General features: G+C 65.7%; 18 protein-coding genes. 5 read left to right on the top strand and 13 right to left on the bottom strand.

All coding sequences use genetic code 11. The features are described 5' to 3' along the window. Nucleotides 1–20 precede the first annotated feature (20 nt). Entirely contained in the window at nucleotides 21–1901 is a 1881-nt protein-coding gene (locus I2456_RS27080) for an alkyl/aryl-sulfatase (protein ID WP_085074945.1), read from the bottom strand. Nucleotides 1902–2067: 166 nt separating this feature from the next. Here I2456_RS27080 and I2456_RS27085 point away from each other — a divergent pair, with 166 nt between their 5' ends. Continuing rightward, nucleotides 2068–2553 (top strand): lipoprotein LpqH, encoded by a 486-nt coding sequence (locus I2456_RS27085; RefSeq protein WP_085074944.1) that lies wholly within the window; start codon nucleotides 2068–2070, stop codon nucleotides 2551–2553. Here I2456_RS27085 and I2456_RS27090 read toward each other — a convergent pair whose 3' ends face one another. The 5 genes from I2456_RS27090 to I2456_RS27110 all read right to left on the bottom strand — a co-directional run bounded on the left by I2456_RS27090 (nucleotide 2554) and on the right by I2456_RS27110 (nucleotide 5837). Then, nucleotides 2554–4068 (bottom strand): sensor histidine kinase, encoded by a 1515-nt coding sequence (locus I2456_RS27090; protein WP_068034186.1) that lies wholly within the window; start codon nucleotides 4066–4068, stop codon nucleotides 2554–2556. Beyond that, a complete protein-coding gene (gene tcrX, locus I2456_RS27095; RefSeq protein ID WP_067408978.1) occupies nucleotides 4046–4750 on the bottom strand; it encodes a two-component system response regulator TcrX in 705 nt (234 codons plus the stop codon). The genes I2456_RS27090 and tcrX overlap by 23 nt, the downstream gene beginning before the upstream one ends. 151 nt (nucleotides 4751–4901) lie before the next feature. After that, nucleotides 4902–5057: a DUF6131 family protein gene (locus tag I2456_RS27100; RefSeq protein ID WP_165605636.1), complete on the bottom strand. Its 156-nt coding sequence runs from the start codon at nucleotides 5055–5057 to the stop codon at nucleotides 4902–4904. Nucleotides 5058–5068: 11 nt separating this feature from the next. Continuing rightward, entirely contained in the window at nucleotides 5069–5308 is a 240-nt protein-coding gene (locus I2456_RS27105) for a hypothetical protein (RefSeq protein WP_082952400.1), read from the bottom strand. A gap of 115 nt (nucleotides 5309–5423) precedes the next feature. Then, nucleotides 5424–5837 (bottom strand): MmcQ/YjbR family DNA-binding protein, encoded by a 414-nt coding sequence (locus I2456_RS27110; RefSeq protein ID WP_068157729.1) that lies wholly within the window; start codon nucleotides 5835–5837, stop codon nucleotides 5424–5426. 75 nt (nucleotides 5838–5912) lie between these two features. On the opposite strand from I2456_RS27110, the gene I2456_RS27115 reads away from it, so the two are divergent. After that, a complete protein-coding gene (locus tag I2456_RS27115; protein WP_085074943.1) occupies nucleotides 5913–6740 on the top strand; it encodes a glycoside hydrolase family 25 domain-containing protein in 828 nt (275 codons plus the stop codon). A gap of 21 nt (nucleotides 6741–6761) precedes the next feature. Here the strand turns inward: I2456_RS27115 and I2456_RS27120 are convergent, their stop codons facing one another. Then, a complete protein-coding gene (locus tag I2456_RS27120) occupies nucleotides 6762–7706 on the bottom strand; it encodes a class I SAM-dependent methyltransferase (RefSeq protein WP_085074942.1) in 945 nt (314 codons plus the stop codon). 252 nt (nucleotides 7707–7958) lie between these two features. Here I2456_RS27120 and I2456_RS27125 point away from each other — a divergent pair, with 252 nt between their 5' ends. Continuing rightward, complete coding sequence (locus I2456_RS27125) at nucleotides 7959–8957, top strand: phosphotransferase family protein (protein ID WP_085074941.1); 999 nt, start codon at nucleotides 7959–7961, stop codon at nucleotides 8955–8957. Nucleotides 8958–8963: 6 nt separating this feature from the next. On the opposite strand, the gene I2456_RS27130 is transcribed toward I2456_RS27125, so the two are convergent. Further along, nucleotides 8964–10334: a phosphatase PAP2 family protein gene (locus I2456_RS27130; protein WP_371869942.1), complete on the bottom strand. Its 1371-nt coding sequence runs from the start codon at nucleotides 10332–10334 to the stop codon at nucleotides 8964–8966. An 80-nt stretch (nucleotides 10335–10414) separates the two neighbouring features. On the opposite strand from I2456_RS27130, the gene I2456_RS27135 reads away from it, so the two are divergent. Both I2456_RS27135 and I2456_RS28825 read left to right on the top strand, forming a co-directional pair. Next, a complete protein-coding gene (locus I2456_RS27135; RefSeq protein WP_085074957.1) occupies nucleotides 10415–10813 on the top strand; it encodes a YchJ family protein in 399 nt (132 codons plus the stop codon). A gap of 545 nt (nucleotides 10814–11358) precedes the next feature. Then, a complete protein-coding gene (locus I2456_RS28825) occupies nucleotides 11359–11751 on the top strand; it encodes a site-specific integrase (RefSeq protein ID WP_241008043.1) in 393 nt (130 codons plus the stop codon). A gap of 216 nt (nucleotides 11752–11967) precedes the next feature. Here I2456_RS28825 and I2456_RS27145 read toward each other — a convergent pair whose 3' ends face one another. The 5 genes from I2456_RS27145 to I2456_RS27165 all read right to left on the bottom strand — a co-directional run bounded on the left by I2456_RS27145 (nucleotide 11968) and on the right by I2456_RS27165 (nucleotide 13888). Further along, complete coding sequence (locus I2456_RS27145; protein ID WP_085074939.1) at nucleotides 11968–12258, bottom strand: hypothetical protein; 291 nt, start codon at nucleotides 12256–12258, stop codon at nucleotides 11968–11970. Nucleotides 12259–12360: 102 nt separating this feature from the next. Further along, a complete protein-coding gene (locus tag I2456_RS27150; RefSeq protein WP_085074938.1) occupies nucleotides 12361–12726 on the bottom strand; it encodes a hypothetical protein in 366 nt (121 codons plus the stop codon). A 54-nt stretch (nucleotides 12727–12780) separates the two neighbouring features. Beyond that, nucleotides 12781–13185, bottom strand: coding sequence for a hypothetical protein (locus tag I2456_RS27155; RefSeq protein WP_085074937.1), 405 nt, complete (start codon nucleotides 13183–13185; stop codon nucleotides 12781–12783). Next, entirely contained in the window at nucleotides 13170–13463 is a 294-nt protein-coding gene (locus tag I2456_RS27160; RefSeq protein ID WP_174814211.1) for a hypothetical protein, read from the bottom strand. The genes I2456_RS27155 and I2456_RS27160 overlap by 16 nt, the downstream gene beginning before the upstream one ends. Further along, entirely contained in the window at nucleotides 13460–13888 is a 429-nt protein-coding gene (locus I2456_RS27165) for a hypothetical protein (RefSeq protein ID WP_139823251.1), read from the bottom strand. The genes I2456_RS27160 and I2456_RS27165 overlap by 4 nt, the downstream gene beginning before the upstream one ends. Nucleotides 13889–13989: the final 101 nt, after the last annotated feature.

The raw sequence follows: 13989 nt of genomic DNA on the forward strand, positions 1-13989 counted from the left end.
GGGCCAAGTGGCCGCGACGACTACGGCGTGACGATATCGAAATCGGCGTCCGGCTGATCCAGCACACCAAGCAACGACTGCAGCGCCGACTGGTCACCGGTGATCTGCAGGCCCGGCGAATCGAAGTCACCGATCGCCACCAGCAGCAGCCGAAACTTAGTGGCCAGTTTGACCGTTACCGTCGCCGTGGCCGGCTCGGCGGCGGCTTTGCGATGCACCAGCACGCCATTGCGCAACGTCAGCCGGTAGTTGGTGGCCAGGTCGTCGAACGTCACGTCGATACTCAGAGCCAAGTCCCAGCTGCGCGGTCCGTTGATGCGGATGGCGAGACCGTCGAAGACCTGCTCCGGTGTCAGCTGGGAAAGCAGTGTCGGTGAACTCACCTGGCCGGCGGTGCCGAAGTTGCCTTCGCGCAATTCGCGTGCGCCGCTCATGAAGAAATTCCGCCACGGGCCGTTCTCGGCACCGTAGCCCAGCTGTTCCAAGGTGTCGGCGTACAGGGCGCGGGCGGCAGCGTGGTCGGCGTCGGTGAAGACGGCATGATCGAGCAGCGTTGCGGCCCAGCGAAAGTCACCAGCGTCGAAGGCGGTTTGCGCCAGCTCGACCACCCGGTCGATTCCACCGATGGCTTCGACGTAGCGGGGTGCCAGTGCCTCGGGCGGGTGCGGCCACAACCGGCCGGGGTTGCCGTCGAACCAGCCCATGTAGCGCTGGTAGACCGCTTTCACGTTGTGGCTGACCGATCCGTAGTAGCCGCGAGCATGCCAGGCCTGGTCCAATGCCGGTGGCAGCTGGAACATTTCAGCGATCTCGACACCGGTGTGACCTTGGTTGAGCAGGCGCAGCGTCTGGTCATGCAGGTACGCATACAGATCGCGCTGCAGGGACAGGAATTCGACGATGCGCTCCTGACCCCAGGTCGGCCAGTGATGCGAGGCGAACACCACCTCGGCGCGGTCGGCGAAGGTATCGATCGCCTCGGTGAGATAACCTGCCCAAGCACGCGGGTCACGGACCAGAGCCCCGCGCAGCGTCAGCAGATTGTGCAGGTTGTGAGTGGCGTTCTCGGCCATGCACAGTGCGCGCAATTGCGGGAAGTAGAAGTGCATTTCGGCAGGGGCCTCGGTGCCGGGCGCCATCTGGAACTCGATCTCGACACCGTCGATCGTGTGGGTTTCACCCGTCTCGCGGATGTCGATCGTGGGCACGATGATGGCTACTTCCCCCGACGACGGGATCTGGCCAAGCCCACAGCCGACCTGCTCCTGCGGACCGCGGGGCAACAACGAGCCGTACATATAGGTCGCGCGACGCAGCATCGCCGGGCCCGCATACACGTTCTCCTGCACGGCGTGTGCGGTGAAGCCTTCCGGCGCCAGCACGGCAACCTTCCCGGCGTCGACGTCGGCTTGGCTCGTCACGCCCAGCACGCCGCCGAAATGGTCGACGTGGCTGTGGGTGTAGATCACCGCGACGACGGGCCGGTCACCGCCCCGGTGCGTGCGGTACAACGCCAGGGCCGCGGCCGCCACCTCGGTGGACACCAACGGGTCGATGACGATGATGCCGGTTTCGCCTTCGACGAAGCTGATGTTGGAGATGTCGAACCCGCGCACTTGATAGATGCTGGGCACCACCTCGTACAGGCCCTGCTTGGCAGCCAGCGTCGATTGTCGCCACAGGCTGGGATGCACCGACGCGGGCGCGGGCCCGTTCAGAAAGGCGTATGCGTCGTTGTCCCACACCACGCGGCCGTCGGCCGCTCTGATCACGCAGGGCGACTGCGCGGCGACGAACCCCCGATCGGCGTCGTCGAAATCCCTTGTGTCGTGGAACGGTAGCGAGTGCGCGGCGTGCGCCGATTCGATGACCGCGCTGGGAGGCTTGGGGTTCACCGGCAATACATTGCCATCAATCCGACCGGCGCGAAACGATGCGCTCCGGCGACGAGCTGATGAACTCGAAAGGACTTCTCCTCGGTCCCTAGATATCGCGTCCAGTTAACCCGCATAATGCCGTGGCGGTCCTCAATGCGGATGGGCCGCTACAACGGGCAAAGGAGAACAGGTGAAGCGTGGACTGACGATCGCGGTAGCTGGGGCGGCCATTCTGGCCGCTGGACTCTCGGGCTGTTCGGGGGACAAGTCCTCGACCGGCGGTAGCAGCAGCTCGAGCGTGAGCGCCACGTCAGGATCGGGCTGGGGCGGCGGCGCCTCGGGTCCCAAGGTCCTCATCGACGGCCAAGACCAGCACGTCACCGGTTCGGTGGTCTGCCAGACGGTAGGTGGGACCGTGAACATTGCGATCGGCGGCTCCGCGACCGGCATCGGCGCGGTGCTCTCCGACGGCAACCCCCCCGAAGTGAAGTCGGTGGCGCTGGGCAACGTCAGTGGTGTGTCGCTCGGATATACCTCGGGCACCGGCCAGGGCAAGGCTGAGGCGACCAAGAATGGCAATAGCTACAAGATCTCCGGCACGGCGACGGGCTTGGACATGGCTAACCCGACGCAGCCGGTGAACAAGCCCTTCGAGATCGACGTCACCTGTTCCTAGCTAACTCTGCGAGGATGCGGGCGGTTGCCATCCGTTCAGCGGCAACCGCACCGCGAACTCGGTATGTCCGGGAGCGCTGCTGACCGTGATCGTGCCGTTGTGAGCCTTGACGACGGCGGAGACGATGGCCAATCCCAGTCCAGTGCTGCCACCCTTGCGGGAGCGTGAGGTATCTCCGCGGGCGAACCGCTCGAACACCTCCGACTGCAGTTCGGCCGGAATGCCGGGGCCGTTGTCGATCACCTGCAGGACCGTCTCGGTCGGTTCGGTGGTGAGACGCGTCGTGACGACGGTGCCGGCGCCGGTGTGGACGCGTGCATTGGCGAGCAGGTTGGTGACCACCTGATGCAGCCGTGCGGCGTCTCCGGTGACCACGACGGGCTCCGGGGGCAGGTCCAGCTCCCATTGGTGATCCGGTCCGGCCACGTGCGCGTCGCTGACGGCGTCGACGGCCAGCCGCGACAGGTCTACCGGTTCACGTTCCAGGGGCCGGCCGGAATCCAGTCGCGCCAACAGCAGTAGGTCCTCGACCAGCCGGGTGATGCGTTCGGTCTCCGAGGCGACCCGGCCCATCGCATGTTCGACGGCTTGGGCATCGCTGCCGTCTTTGCCCATCCGTTGCGCGAGTTCGGTGTAGCCGCGGATCGCCGCGAGCGGCGTGCGCAACTCGTGGCTGGCGTCAGCGACGAATTGGCGCACCCGAGTCTCGCTGGCTTGCCGGGTGGACAGCGCCGCAGCGATGTGGTCCAGCATCCGGTTCACCGCCGAACCGAGTTGTCCGACTTCGGTATACGGGTTGGCGTCTGACTCCGAAACCCGGACCGGGAGTTCGACTTCACCTCGGTCCAACGGCAGGTCGACCACCTTGGTCGCGGTTTGCGCGACTCGCCGCAACGGTGCCAGCGCTTGTCTGATGATCAGCAGCCCGGCGGTGGTGGCGGCAGCCAGGGCGATGACGGTCACGATGCCGAAGATGATCAACGTCCGGAACATGGTGGCGTCGATGTTGGACATCGACAGGCCGGTGACGATCACGTCGGCGCGGTTTCGGCTGGGTGCTGCGACGACCCGATAGCGGCCCAGGCCATCGAGATTCATGGTCACCGGGCTGCGGCTGTCGGCGATCTGTTCGAGCTGGGCCTGCGCGGCGGGCGTCAACGCGGCACGGGAACCGCTGCTGGTCAGGTACCCCGCGTCGACCGTCTTGCCGTTGCTGACCACTGCAGCCACCATGCCTGCCGGCTGGCCCGGTGCGTCCAAGAACCTGGGCCCGGGACCCGTTCGCGGGAAACGCGATTCGTGCCGGCGCGGCTGGTCGGGATAAAGCAGTGCCGAGCGGTAGGAGGTTCCGCTGAGTTGACCGTCGAGCTGGGCCACCAGATGGTGACGCAACGCCAATTCCGTGACCGCCGTAATGCCCAGACAGACGATGGCAAGCACTACGACCTGCCCGACCAGCAGCCGCAGCCGCAGCGACCAGACTCGCCGCGCCCTAGCGCGCCGGCTTGAGGACATAGCCTGCGCCGCGCAGCGTGTGGATCATTGGTTCGCGTCCGTTGTCGATCTTTTTGCGCAGGTAGGAGATGTAGAGCTCGACGATGTTGGATCGACCGCCGAAATCGTAGCTCCACACGCGGTCGAGGATCTGCGCCTTACTGAGCACCCGCTTGGAGTTGCGCATCATGAAACGCAACAGCTCGAATTCGGTGGAGGTCAACGAGATCGGTTCCCCGGCGCGGGTCACCTCGTGGCTGTCTTCGTCGAGCACCAGGTCGCCGACCACCAGTTGAGCGCCGCTGTCGACGGTCGTCACACCGGTGCGCCGCAACAGTGCGCGCAGACGCAGCACCACTTCTTCGAGGCTGAAGGGTTTGGTGACGTAATCGTCGCCGCCAGCGGTCAATCCGGCGATACGGTCTTCGACCGCGTCTTTCGCGGTCAGCAGCAAGACGGGCAGGCGCGGATTTTCTTTTCGCAACTTCTGCAGCACGTCGAGCCCACTCATGTCGGGCAACATGACGTCCAAGACGACGACATCGGGACGTTGGGTACGTGCCGCTGCGATGGCCGCGGCACCGTCACCGGCGGTGGCGATATTCCAGCCTTCGTACCGCAACGCCATCGAGACCATCTCGGCGAGAACGGGTTCGTCGTCCACCACCAGCACCGAAACCGGTTCACCGTCGGCGCGGCACATCACCACTCGTTCAGCTGGAGTCTTGGGAGCCGCCACAGGTTCTAGTATCCGCACCAGGGCTGAGGTGGTGCTATGCCATTCCTATGCGAAGCCTGTGAAACAGCGAGCCGCGCGACCGCTCAGCGGTCACGCGACTCGACGGGGTGGGCGCTTAGTACCAGTAACGCCGGCCTGCTACCGGGCGGCCCATTGAGCCCAGCGCCCACATCACCGCACCGATGACGAGCAAAACGACACCGAGAACGGTTAATAAATGGATTCCGAAGACAAATCCGAGGATGAGTAAGATTGCACCGAGGACAATCACGGCGGTCTCCTTTACATTGAGGGGATACGGTCAATTTGCGATGCACTGGGCTGCGGTATATGGCAGTCCTTTACTTTGGGATTGACGCCCAGGTAGTTCAGGGGCCCTGCGATGACGGTGACCGCAACGGTTCCCGCTGAGGCACAACTAGTTTCCTGCCCTTTGAAGTAGTCGCGCTGCCACGCTGCGATTACGCCGATAAGCAGCCATACCAGAACAATCGCACCGAGGATTCCGCGACCGCGCACCATGGTGACCTCCGTCGTGTTCAATTAGCCCGTAGCTGCGGAGATACCCGTTGTACCTATGTCTAAACATTGGACAAACGGCAATTGCGACCGTTTGTAGTAGGTTGTTGTGCCCCGGCTATGAATGGCGTTCAGCAAGCCATGCGGCGGCGCGCCGCTGCGAGGCGCGCGACAGCCACGCGTCCTGGATGAGCTCGGCCAGCTCGCTGACTTGCAGCTCGCCCAACCGACTTTCGCGCACCAGCACCGAGGGATGGCCATCGAAGCGCGGCGTGGTGAAAAACGGCGACGCCGGATCCTGCACCAGTGCCAACTTGTCGCTTTCGGACTCCACCCAGATCATGATGACGTCGGGATAGCGTTCCCCGGATACGGGGTCTGTCGCGTCGGGTTGTGGGGTGCGGAAGAAGACGAAGGACTTGCCGCCCACCTGATAGATCGCGTTTCCCTTCGGGCCCTCTATTCGCTTGACGTGGGGCATCGACGCGGCCAGTCGATGCACGTCGGCGACTCGGGCGGGTCGATCTGCCATACGGTGACAGTACTCGTCAGACGCCGTCGGTAACATGGCTCGACAAGCATTGCGAGGGAGGAGGATTGAGCTGACGTGCCCGACACTTTGTTCGCTGACGTCTCCGAATATCAAGTGCCGGTGGATGACTCCTACCCTTACCAGGTGCTCTCGATTCGGGTGAGCGATGGCACTTACCGGGACCACAACTTCGCCTCTAATTACCGGTGGATGCGCGCCGCCTTGGACAGCGGCCGGTTGACGTTCGGAATCGTGTACACCTACGTCCGGCCGAACTGGTCGGCCAACGCCGACACCGTGTGTTCGATGATCGACGCGGCAGGCGGTTTACACCCACGGGTGGCGCTGATGCTCGACGTGGAATCCGGGGGCAACCCGCCCGGTGACGGGTCGAGCTGGATCAACCAGCTGTACTGGCGATTGGCCGATTACGCCGGCTCGGCCGCGCGAATCATCGGTTATGCCAACGCTTATGACTTCTTCAATATGTGGCGGGTGCGGCCGCCGGGGTTGCGCGTCATCGCCGCGGGCTACGGCTCGAATCCGAATCTCCCCGGTCAGGTCGCCCATCAGTACACCGACGGCCAGGGTTATAGCCCCAACCTGCCGCAAGGGTGTCCGCCGTTCGGTCGGTGCGACATGAACTCGGCGGACGGGCTGACACCGCAACAATTCGCCGCGGCCTGCGGCATCGCTACGAACGGAGGATGGTTGATGGCGCTCACCGACGACGAGCAAGCCGAACTGCTGACCAAGGTCCGCGACATCTGGGACCAACTGCGCGGCCCCGACGGCGCCGGCTGGCCCCAACTCGGACAGAACAGCGACGGACAGAACCTGACGCCGGTAGACGCCATCGCAGCGATCAAGAAGGACGTGGAAAGCCTCGAGCCGTCGAGCTGAGCGTCTGGTGCCGCGGCGGGCTTAAGGCCGGGGCCGTCGCGCGGACACGAAAAGCGTTGGCGGCATCGAGTCTTCGTTTCCGGCAGGCACTTGCCGGTGGTAGCGCGCCATGAGTCCCGGAAAGTCCACCGCCGAAACGTCCCAGCCCTGCTCGCCCAGCCACTCGGGCAAGGCGGTGCGCGCTTCGGCGTACCAAAGGTCCTCCACCGCAGGCATATCCGAATCCACCAGCTGGGCGGCCACGGCGCGCATGCGCTGCATTTCCTCGCGCTGACGCTGCACTCGGTCGGGGTCGATGAAACCTTCGGCCGGCACGTTGGACGCCAACCAGCTGCCCGGCGCGCTCAGGGCGACAATCCGCTCGAACAACAGGTCCTGCGCTTGCGCGGGCAGATACCGGACCAGCCCCTCGGCCGACCAGGCCGCCGGCTGCGTCGGATCGAAACCCGCATCCTGCAACGCTTTCGGCCAGTCCTGGCGCAAGTCGACCGCGATGTTGACCAGCCGGGCCGTCGGAGTCGCGCCGTGCTGCTGCAAGGTGGAATTCTTGAACTCCAGCACCTTGGGTTGGTCCAGTTCGTAGACCACCGTCCCGTCGGGCCACGGCAGCCGCCAGGCGCGCGCGTCCAGACCGGAGGCCAAAATGACCACCTGCCGAACACCGGCGTCTGCCGCGCCGAGGAAGAATTCGTCGAAGAACGCCGTGCGGGTGGCCATGAAGTCGATCAAGAGTTGCGCCCGGGCCCGCACCTGGGGATCGATCTCGGCCGCCTTGGCCATGAGCTCGGGGTCGGCGTAGATGCTCCACATGCCCGCGCCCGCCGCTTCCACGAACACCCGGGCGAACGGGTCGTTGATGAGCGGATTGTCGCTTTCGGTTTCCGCGGCACGCGCCGCCGCGACACCCAGAGCGGTCGACCCCACGCTCTGCGTGATGTCCCACGTGTCGTTATCGGTACGCGGCATCGCCGTCCCTTCCCATCCCGAAAGTGAGCTTCGCGAACTATTCTTCCAGCGGCCGACCGCTGCGGCCGCTGACTTAAGCTTCCTCCCCGATGGTCTACAGGTTCCGCATCGCAGTGGTGGCCCGCGAATGGAACCGCACCGCTAGATTGCCCGCTTGGATTGACACCCAGGTTCCACTCGCGGCACTAAGTGGGCAGACCGTACCCCCGGAGTAGGTTCGGGCGCGTGGACCTAGATGCGGTAGCGCGGTGGATGTCCGAACAGGGACTGGGTGAAGGCCCCATCGAAGACGTCCGCCCGGTTACCGGCGGGACGCAGAACGTGATGCTGAGGTTCACCCGCTCGGGCAGGCCCTATGTGCTGCGCCGGGGACCGCGCCACCTACGGCCGCGCAGCAACGTGGTGATCCTGCGAGAAACCCGAGTGCTTGCGGCCCTGGCCGGCACCGACGTCCCGCATCCGCCGCTGATCGCCGCGTGCGAAGACCCCGCCGTGCTCGGTGATGCGGTCTTCTACCTGATGGAGCCGATCGACGGCTTCAACGCCGGTGAAGGGCTGCCGCCGCTGCACACCGGTGACGCCGACGTCCGGCACGGCATGGGCCTGTCGATGGCCGACGCGCTGGCCAAACTGGGCGCCGTCGACCACGTCGCCGTCGGGCTGGCGGACTTCGGCAAGCCGGAGGGCTTCCTGGAGCGCCAGGTACCGCGCTGGCTCGGCGAACTGCAGTCCTATTCCGAGTACGACGGCTATCCCGGCCCCGACATACCCGGCATCGACGAGGTGTCGTCCTGGCTGGAGGCCAATCGGCCGACGACCTGGACGCCCGGCATCATGCACGGCGACTACCACGCCGCCAACGTCATGTTCTCCCGCACCGGGCCCGAGGTCGTGGCGATCTGTGACTGGGAGATGTGCACCATCGGTGACCCACTGCTCGACTTGGGCTGGTTGTTGGCGACCTGGCGCCAGCCCGACGGGTCCAGCGTGTTCAGCCACGCCCTGGGCGGCATGGATGGGCTGGCCAGCACCGACGAACTCCTGCAGCGGTATGCACAGAACACCACCCGCGACCTGTCCCACATGACCTGGTACACGGTGCTGGCGTGCTTCAAGCTCGGCATCGTGATCGAGGGGACGCTGGCCCGCGCCTGTGCGGGCAAGGCCGAGAAAGCGGTCGGCGATCAGCTCCACGCGGCCACGGTGCATCTCTTCGAGCGGGCCCTGACGATGATCGATGCGCAGGCCTGACGGCGGCTACGGCGCCTCGTTCGGAGCCGTTGCCGGTCCGGCCAAGGCGGCCGCGGCCAGACTGCTGCGCACCGACAGCGTGCCGTGCGCCACCACAGCGCCGATGGACCGGGGAAAGAACGTCGCGTAGAACGCGGCACCCAGCGCCGCCATGGTGCCGATCAGCAGCAGGCCGAAAGCCCATGGATGGCGCACAATTTCAGGTGCGAGGTAACGGGAGCACACCAAGATCGACGCCAAGAACGTCGCCCCGAACGCAACGAGCCCGACCCGCGACCAGGTACCGCCCCGCACCGGTTCACGTAACACCGTCTCGGCGGTCAGGCACAGTGTGGCGCCGGCCAGCAGGTCGACGCCGTAGTGGTAGCCGAAGCCGAGCGTCGCTGCGACGGTGCAGATCAGCCAGACGGTGCCGGCGATACGCAGCCAGGGCCGGGCACCACGGGAGTGGATGAACACCGCCAGTGCCCAGGCCGTATGCATCGACGGCATGCAGTTGCGCGCGGTGGTGTCGTCGAAGATGACCGCTCGGGGTGTCAGGTCGACCGGCGGCAACGCGTGTGGCCAGTAGTCACCGACCTGGAAGCCCCGGCCCGCGGTGCCGAACGCGAAGTCGGGGCCGACCACCGGGAACAACAGGTAGATCACCGGACCGATCAGCCCCAGCAGCAGGAAGGTTCGCACCAGATAGTGACGCGGCCAGCCCTCGGTGGTGACGTTGCGCAGCTGGTAGAGGGCGACCACCAGCGCCGCGGCGGGCAACTCGATGTAGACCCAGTGCAACACCGCATGCAGCACCGGGCCGCCCGCTGCGACGAGCCGGCCCAGTAACCACGACGGTTGTGCCAGTGCATGATCGGCCAACAGCGCGTACTCGTCCAGGATCATCGGACGAGCTGTCGCGGTGATGCGCAGCCAGGTATCGCCGACCTTGGTGGCGATGATCACCAGGAAACCGAGCGCGATCGCCCGGAAGGCGGTGGTGCGTTCGGCTCCGGCCAGACGCCGCCACGCCACCAGGCACAAGCCGGTCAGCACGATCAAGGGTCCGTTGCCGAAGGTCAATACACCGCCGCGCGTCACCCGTTCCGCAGCGAAGACGACGTCCAGGCCGGCCGCCACCGACAGCGCCCAGAGCCGGGCCCGATTCGTGCACCCGACCAGGGCAATACCCAGCCCGACCCAGGGCACCGTCGCCGATTTCGGCGTCGCGAGGTAGTCGCTGAGCAAACTGTGCAGCGGACCTTGGAAGCCGCCCCGGTGGGCGGCAAGCTGCAGCGCGACCAGCGTCACGACGACGGCCGCGACGGCGAGGGTCACCCAGGAGCGAGTCGGCGCAGCAGTCGACTGCGTACGTCGCTCCTCGCCAATGAACACCAGACGGATACTAAATGGCCGGTCGGCGTCTGCGTTGTTAATGGTGGGCGTTGAGGCCGAAGAGCCGCAAACTTGTGCTGATGACTCACCACCTGCGACCCGACTGTCCGTGCGGCAGCGGAACCGACTATCTCGCGTGCTGCGGGCCCTTGCACCAGGGGGAACGGCAAGCCGCATCGGCCGAGGAGTTGATGCGCTCGAGGTATTCGGCCTACGCCCGCGCTGACGCGGACTACCTGTTCCGCACCTGGCACCCGCGCACCCGGCCCAGCGATGTGGTGGTCGATCCCGGAATCACCTGGACGGGCCTGCGGGTGATCGACACCGTCGCGGGCGGCGCGGACGACGATCGGGGCGAAGTGGAATTCACCGCCAGCTTCGAGTTCGACGGCCGCGCCGAGGTGCTGCACGAGCGGAGTCGTTTCGAGCGGCGCGCGGGCCGGTGGTTCTACGTAGCGGCGTTGAATTCGCCGGAATGAGAGCGCGCCCGAAGGGATTCGAACCCCTAACCTTCTGTATAGGAGTCGCACGCGGCGTGACCTCCCTCGATGAGCGACGCAAGCTGGCCCGCGGCCCGTTCCCAGACGAGTTCGCTTCCGCATCCTGACATCCCAGCAAGCGCCGCGGGCGACGGCGCGGAATCACAATCGTGCAATTAACAAAGGTCCGGAATTCTGTCCAGATGCCCGGATTTTTGTCGTAGTGTCGGGTCGGTGAGCGGACCGAGCAATGAGTCCGGCAGCAATTCAGACCCACTGGGGGCGCAGCGCAAATGCGCAAATCTGGACCGGCACCAATGCCGACGCCGGAATCTTGGATTCGGCACTTAGACGACTATCTGGACACTCTCGCCGCGGCCGGATACCCGGCGACCACCCGCGCCACCCGCTCGGCTCACATCAGCCGGATCGCGCGCGGGCTCGGCGTGTCGCCGCAAAATGTGACCGGCGCGTCGCTCGTCGCTTTCTTTGCTAAGCAGCAACATTGGGCGCGTGAAACTCGCCGCGGATATCGAAACTCTTGCGTGTCGTTCTTCGGGTGGGCCCACGCCGACGGCCGAATCGAATCGGATCCGTCGCGTGAACTACCCACAGTCAGCCCCGCGGCGCCGACGCCGCGGCCGGCGCCTGATCGCGTCTACCGAGCCGCGCTGATGGCCGCGGGTCCGCGCGTGATGCTCATGCTGAGACTCGCCGCAGAACTCGGCCTACGCCGCGCCGAAGTCGCCCAAGTGTCGACGTCGGACCTCACAGAAGCGTTCGACGGGTACCAGCTGCGCGTCCACGGCAAGGGCGGGAAGATCCGCGTTCTGCCGTGCTCCGACGAACTCGGCGAGCTGATCGCGCTCGGCGCGGCCGGCCATACCGACGGTGCGCGGCCTGCTTGTTGTGCAGCTCGTCGGCCCCGCCTGCGATGAGCGGGACAACGTGGTCGACGACGAATTCCCATGGGTCGAGGTAGGGCAGGTCGTAGTCGATGGGTTCGCCGCAGATCCCGCAGTCGGGGTGCTTGCGTGAGCAGTCGTGGTACTGGCTGCCGCAGTCCGGGTGCCCGCGCTGGATGGCTCGGCGATGCCGGTCGCGCGTTGCTGTGTTCCGCTGTCCGGCCATCAGCGCGGGCTAGCCCGGACGGGTCACCACTCGAAGGGCTGGTAATCGGCCTTGACGTGGGGCTTGTTCGGGTCGGTGGCGGATGCGGCTCCGGGTACCTGTCCGCCTTCGCCGTAGTAGACGGCGGGTTCGGCCGGCGCCTGCTCGACGATGACGCGCTGTGGCTCCGCGGGGGGTGTGATGGCGGGGCCGGATACGGGCGTCCCGGTGGCGGTGCTCACGTCGGATGCTGCGGCGCCGGTGTCCGGCTTGCCGTTGTCGAACGTGGTGTCGGCCTTGGCGGCGTCAGCCTTGTCGGTGTCGCGTGCGGGCATGGGGAAACCTCCTGGTCGTGAACGGTTGCGTTCCCCACCGACGATAGACGTCGGACGACATATGTCGTAAGCAGGCGATTGTCGCGCGTCGTGAAAAGAGTTCTACTCGATGAACGGGTTGCCGGCGTTGCTGCACATCAGCCGCGCGGCGGCGATGCTGGCTGGCGTGCCGTCGCTGTAGAACGACACGAGCGCGGCCTTCTGCTTGATCTGCTGATCTGTGTCCAGGTTGCAGCGGCGTTTCAGCCCGTCGATGTTCTGGAAGTCCTTCTGGCTGTATTCGACTTCGGCGCCCGAACACATGCCTTTACCTGGGACTTTGAGGTTGTAGACCTGCACGTAATAGGGCCCGCCTCCCAAGGTGGAGAACCGGCAGTAGTACGTGTTGGCGGGGTCGGCCGCGGCCACGCCGGCGCCGCAGAAACTCGACATCATCAACGCCGCGAGAACAGTCCACAGGATTCGCATTTGCGCCGGTTACCCTTGCTTCGCTGTTTCGAATCGGTCGCAACGCGCAGCGGCTCAGGAGTGGCGGAACACTTCGGCTGAAATATCAAACCGGCAGTGCCGCAAGTTCCAATCTCCGGGCTCAGTGAGGTTGAGCCACCGCGGCGAGCGCGTTGGGACGTCGAGCGCCAGGACGTCGATATGCGATGTCCCGTAGGTGTTTTGGCAGACCAGAATGCGAAACACGTCGACGCCGGCGATCAGCTGCTCGTCGGATCCGTCGAAAAACTCCCAGCATCCGAGCCGCGGCGCCTGCCTGTCGGACGTGCTATCGGTGCGGATTATCAGCTCGTTGCCTTCGGCGTTGCGTATCAGCGGGTGGCGCCACCAGCAGGCGCCGGCCGGCGGGTTCGGTGTGTCCGGGTCGAGCGGGTTCAGCTCGGGCAGCGCGGCCCATATACGGCTCATGCCGGGATCCATTCTTCGCGCGGGACGTCGATCGAGCCGATCAGTTTGGGGCTGTAACCGTAGCTGAATACGCCGCCGCGGCCGTCGGGACCGCCGACTCGATTCGGCCCGTATGCGCCAATCAATATGGGGACCGGCCCGCCCTTCGGCCAGTGCGGTTCGGCGCGAATCTGTTTCAGGTGTTCGTGCGCGACGTTCCAGTCGCCGGCGCACTGGACGACGAGCCCGTCCGGGTAGCGCAGCAGGTAGTACCAGCCGGCGTCGTCTTCGCGCGCAATCGCGGTGCTCACGCGTCGGCCTCGAATCCTGCCAGTTGCCGGCGCTTGGCGGCGCGCACCTTCGCCAGCACGTCGGCGATTCGGCCGGCGTCGCACTCGCGTTCTACGCCGCGGGTGCCGCGGTTTGACAGCGCTTCGAGGATTTCTTCGGCGCCGAGCAGCGCGTCCATCAGATCCGCTTGTCCGTCACCGAGTAGGACGCGGATCGGGTGCCGGCCGGCGGCGACGACGCGGGCCCAGTAATCGGCGTGCTCGCGGACGTCTTGCAGATGCCCGACCCACGACGGGCACGCGGCGCCACAGGTGCAGACGCATTGCGCGCCCTTCGTGATTCGCTGCGGGTCGATCCGGTGCCGCTCACGCTGCTCGACGGGCAGCACTTCCCAGATTTGCCGGCCGAGTTCTTCGAGTTCAGCAACCCGTTCGTCCTGTGACATGCGAACCATTATGCGTTCCTGTTCTCGCTGGTAGGAGGGTGGTCGCCGCCGGCGTCAGCTCGGCAGTGCGGGTCGTGCCGGAACTCATGCTCGGGATCGTC

The sequence above is a fragment of the Mycobacterium kubicae genome, from assembly GCF_015689175.1.
GTDB classification, from domain to species: Bacteria; Actinomycetota; Actinomycetes; order Mycobacteriales; family Mycobacteriaceae; genus Mycobacterium; species Mycobacterium kubicae.

Coding starts and splice junctions, on each gene's coding strand:
- I2456_RS27090 (WP_068034186.1), bottom strand. CDS start 4,068: ATGTCCTCAAGCCGGCGCGCTAGGGCGCGGCGAGTCTGGTCGCTGCGG.
- tcrX (WP_067408978.1), bottom strand. CDS start 4,750: ATGTGCCGCGCCGACGGTGAACCGGTTTCGGTGCTGGTGGTGGACGAC.
- I2456_RS27105 (WP_082952400.1), bottom strand. CDS start 5,308: ATGGTGCGCGGTCGCGGAATCCTCGGTGCGATTGTTCTGGTATGGCTG.
- I2456_RS27110 (WP_068157729.1), bottom strand. CDS start 5,837: ATGGCAGATCGACCCGCCCGAGTCGCCGACGTGCATCGACTGGCCGCG.
- I2456_RS27120 (WP_085074942.1), bottom strand. CDS start 7,706: ATGCCGCGTACCGATAACGACACGTGGGACATCACGCAGAGCGTGGGG.
- I2456_RS27125 (WP_085074941.1), top strand. CDS start 7,959: ATGTCCGAACAGGGACTGGGTGAAGGCCCCATCGAAGACGTCCGCCCG.
- I2456_RS27135 (WP_085074957.1), top strand. CDS start 10,415: ATGACTCACCACCTGCGACCCGACTGTCCGTGCGGCAGCGGAACCGAC.
- I2456_RS27145 (WP_085074939.1), bottom strand. CDS start 12,258: ATGCCCGCACGCGACACCGACAAGGCTGACGCCGCCAAGGCCGACACC.
- I2456_RS27150 (WP_085074938.1), bottom strand. CDS start 12,726: ATGCGAATCCTGTGGACTGTTCTCGCGGCGTTGATGATGTCGAGTTTC.
- I2456_RS27155 (WP_085074937.1), bottom strand. CDS start 13,185: ATGGATCCCGGCATGAGCCGTATATGGGCCGCGCTGCCCGAGCTGAAC.
- I2456_RS27165 (WP_139823251.1), bottom strand. CDS start 13,888: ATGTCACAGGACGAACGGGTTGCTGAACTCGAAGAACTCGGCCGGCAA.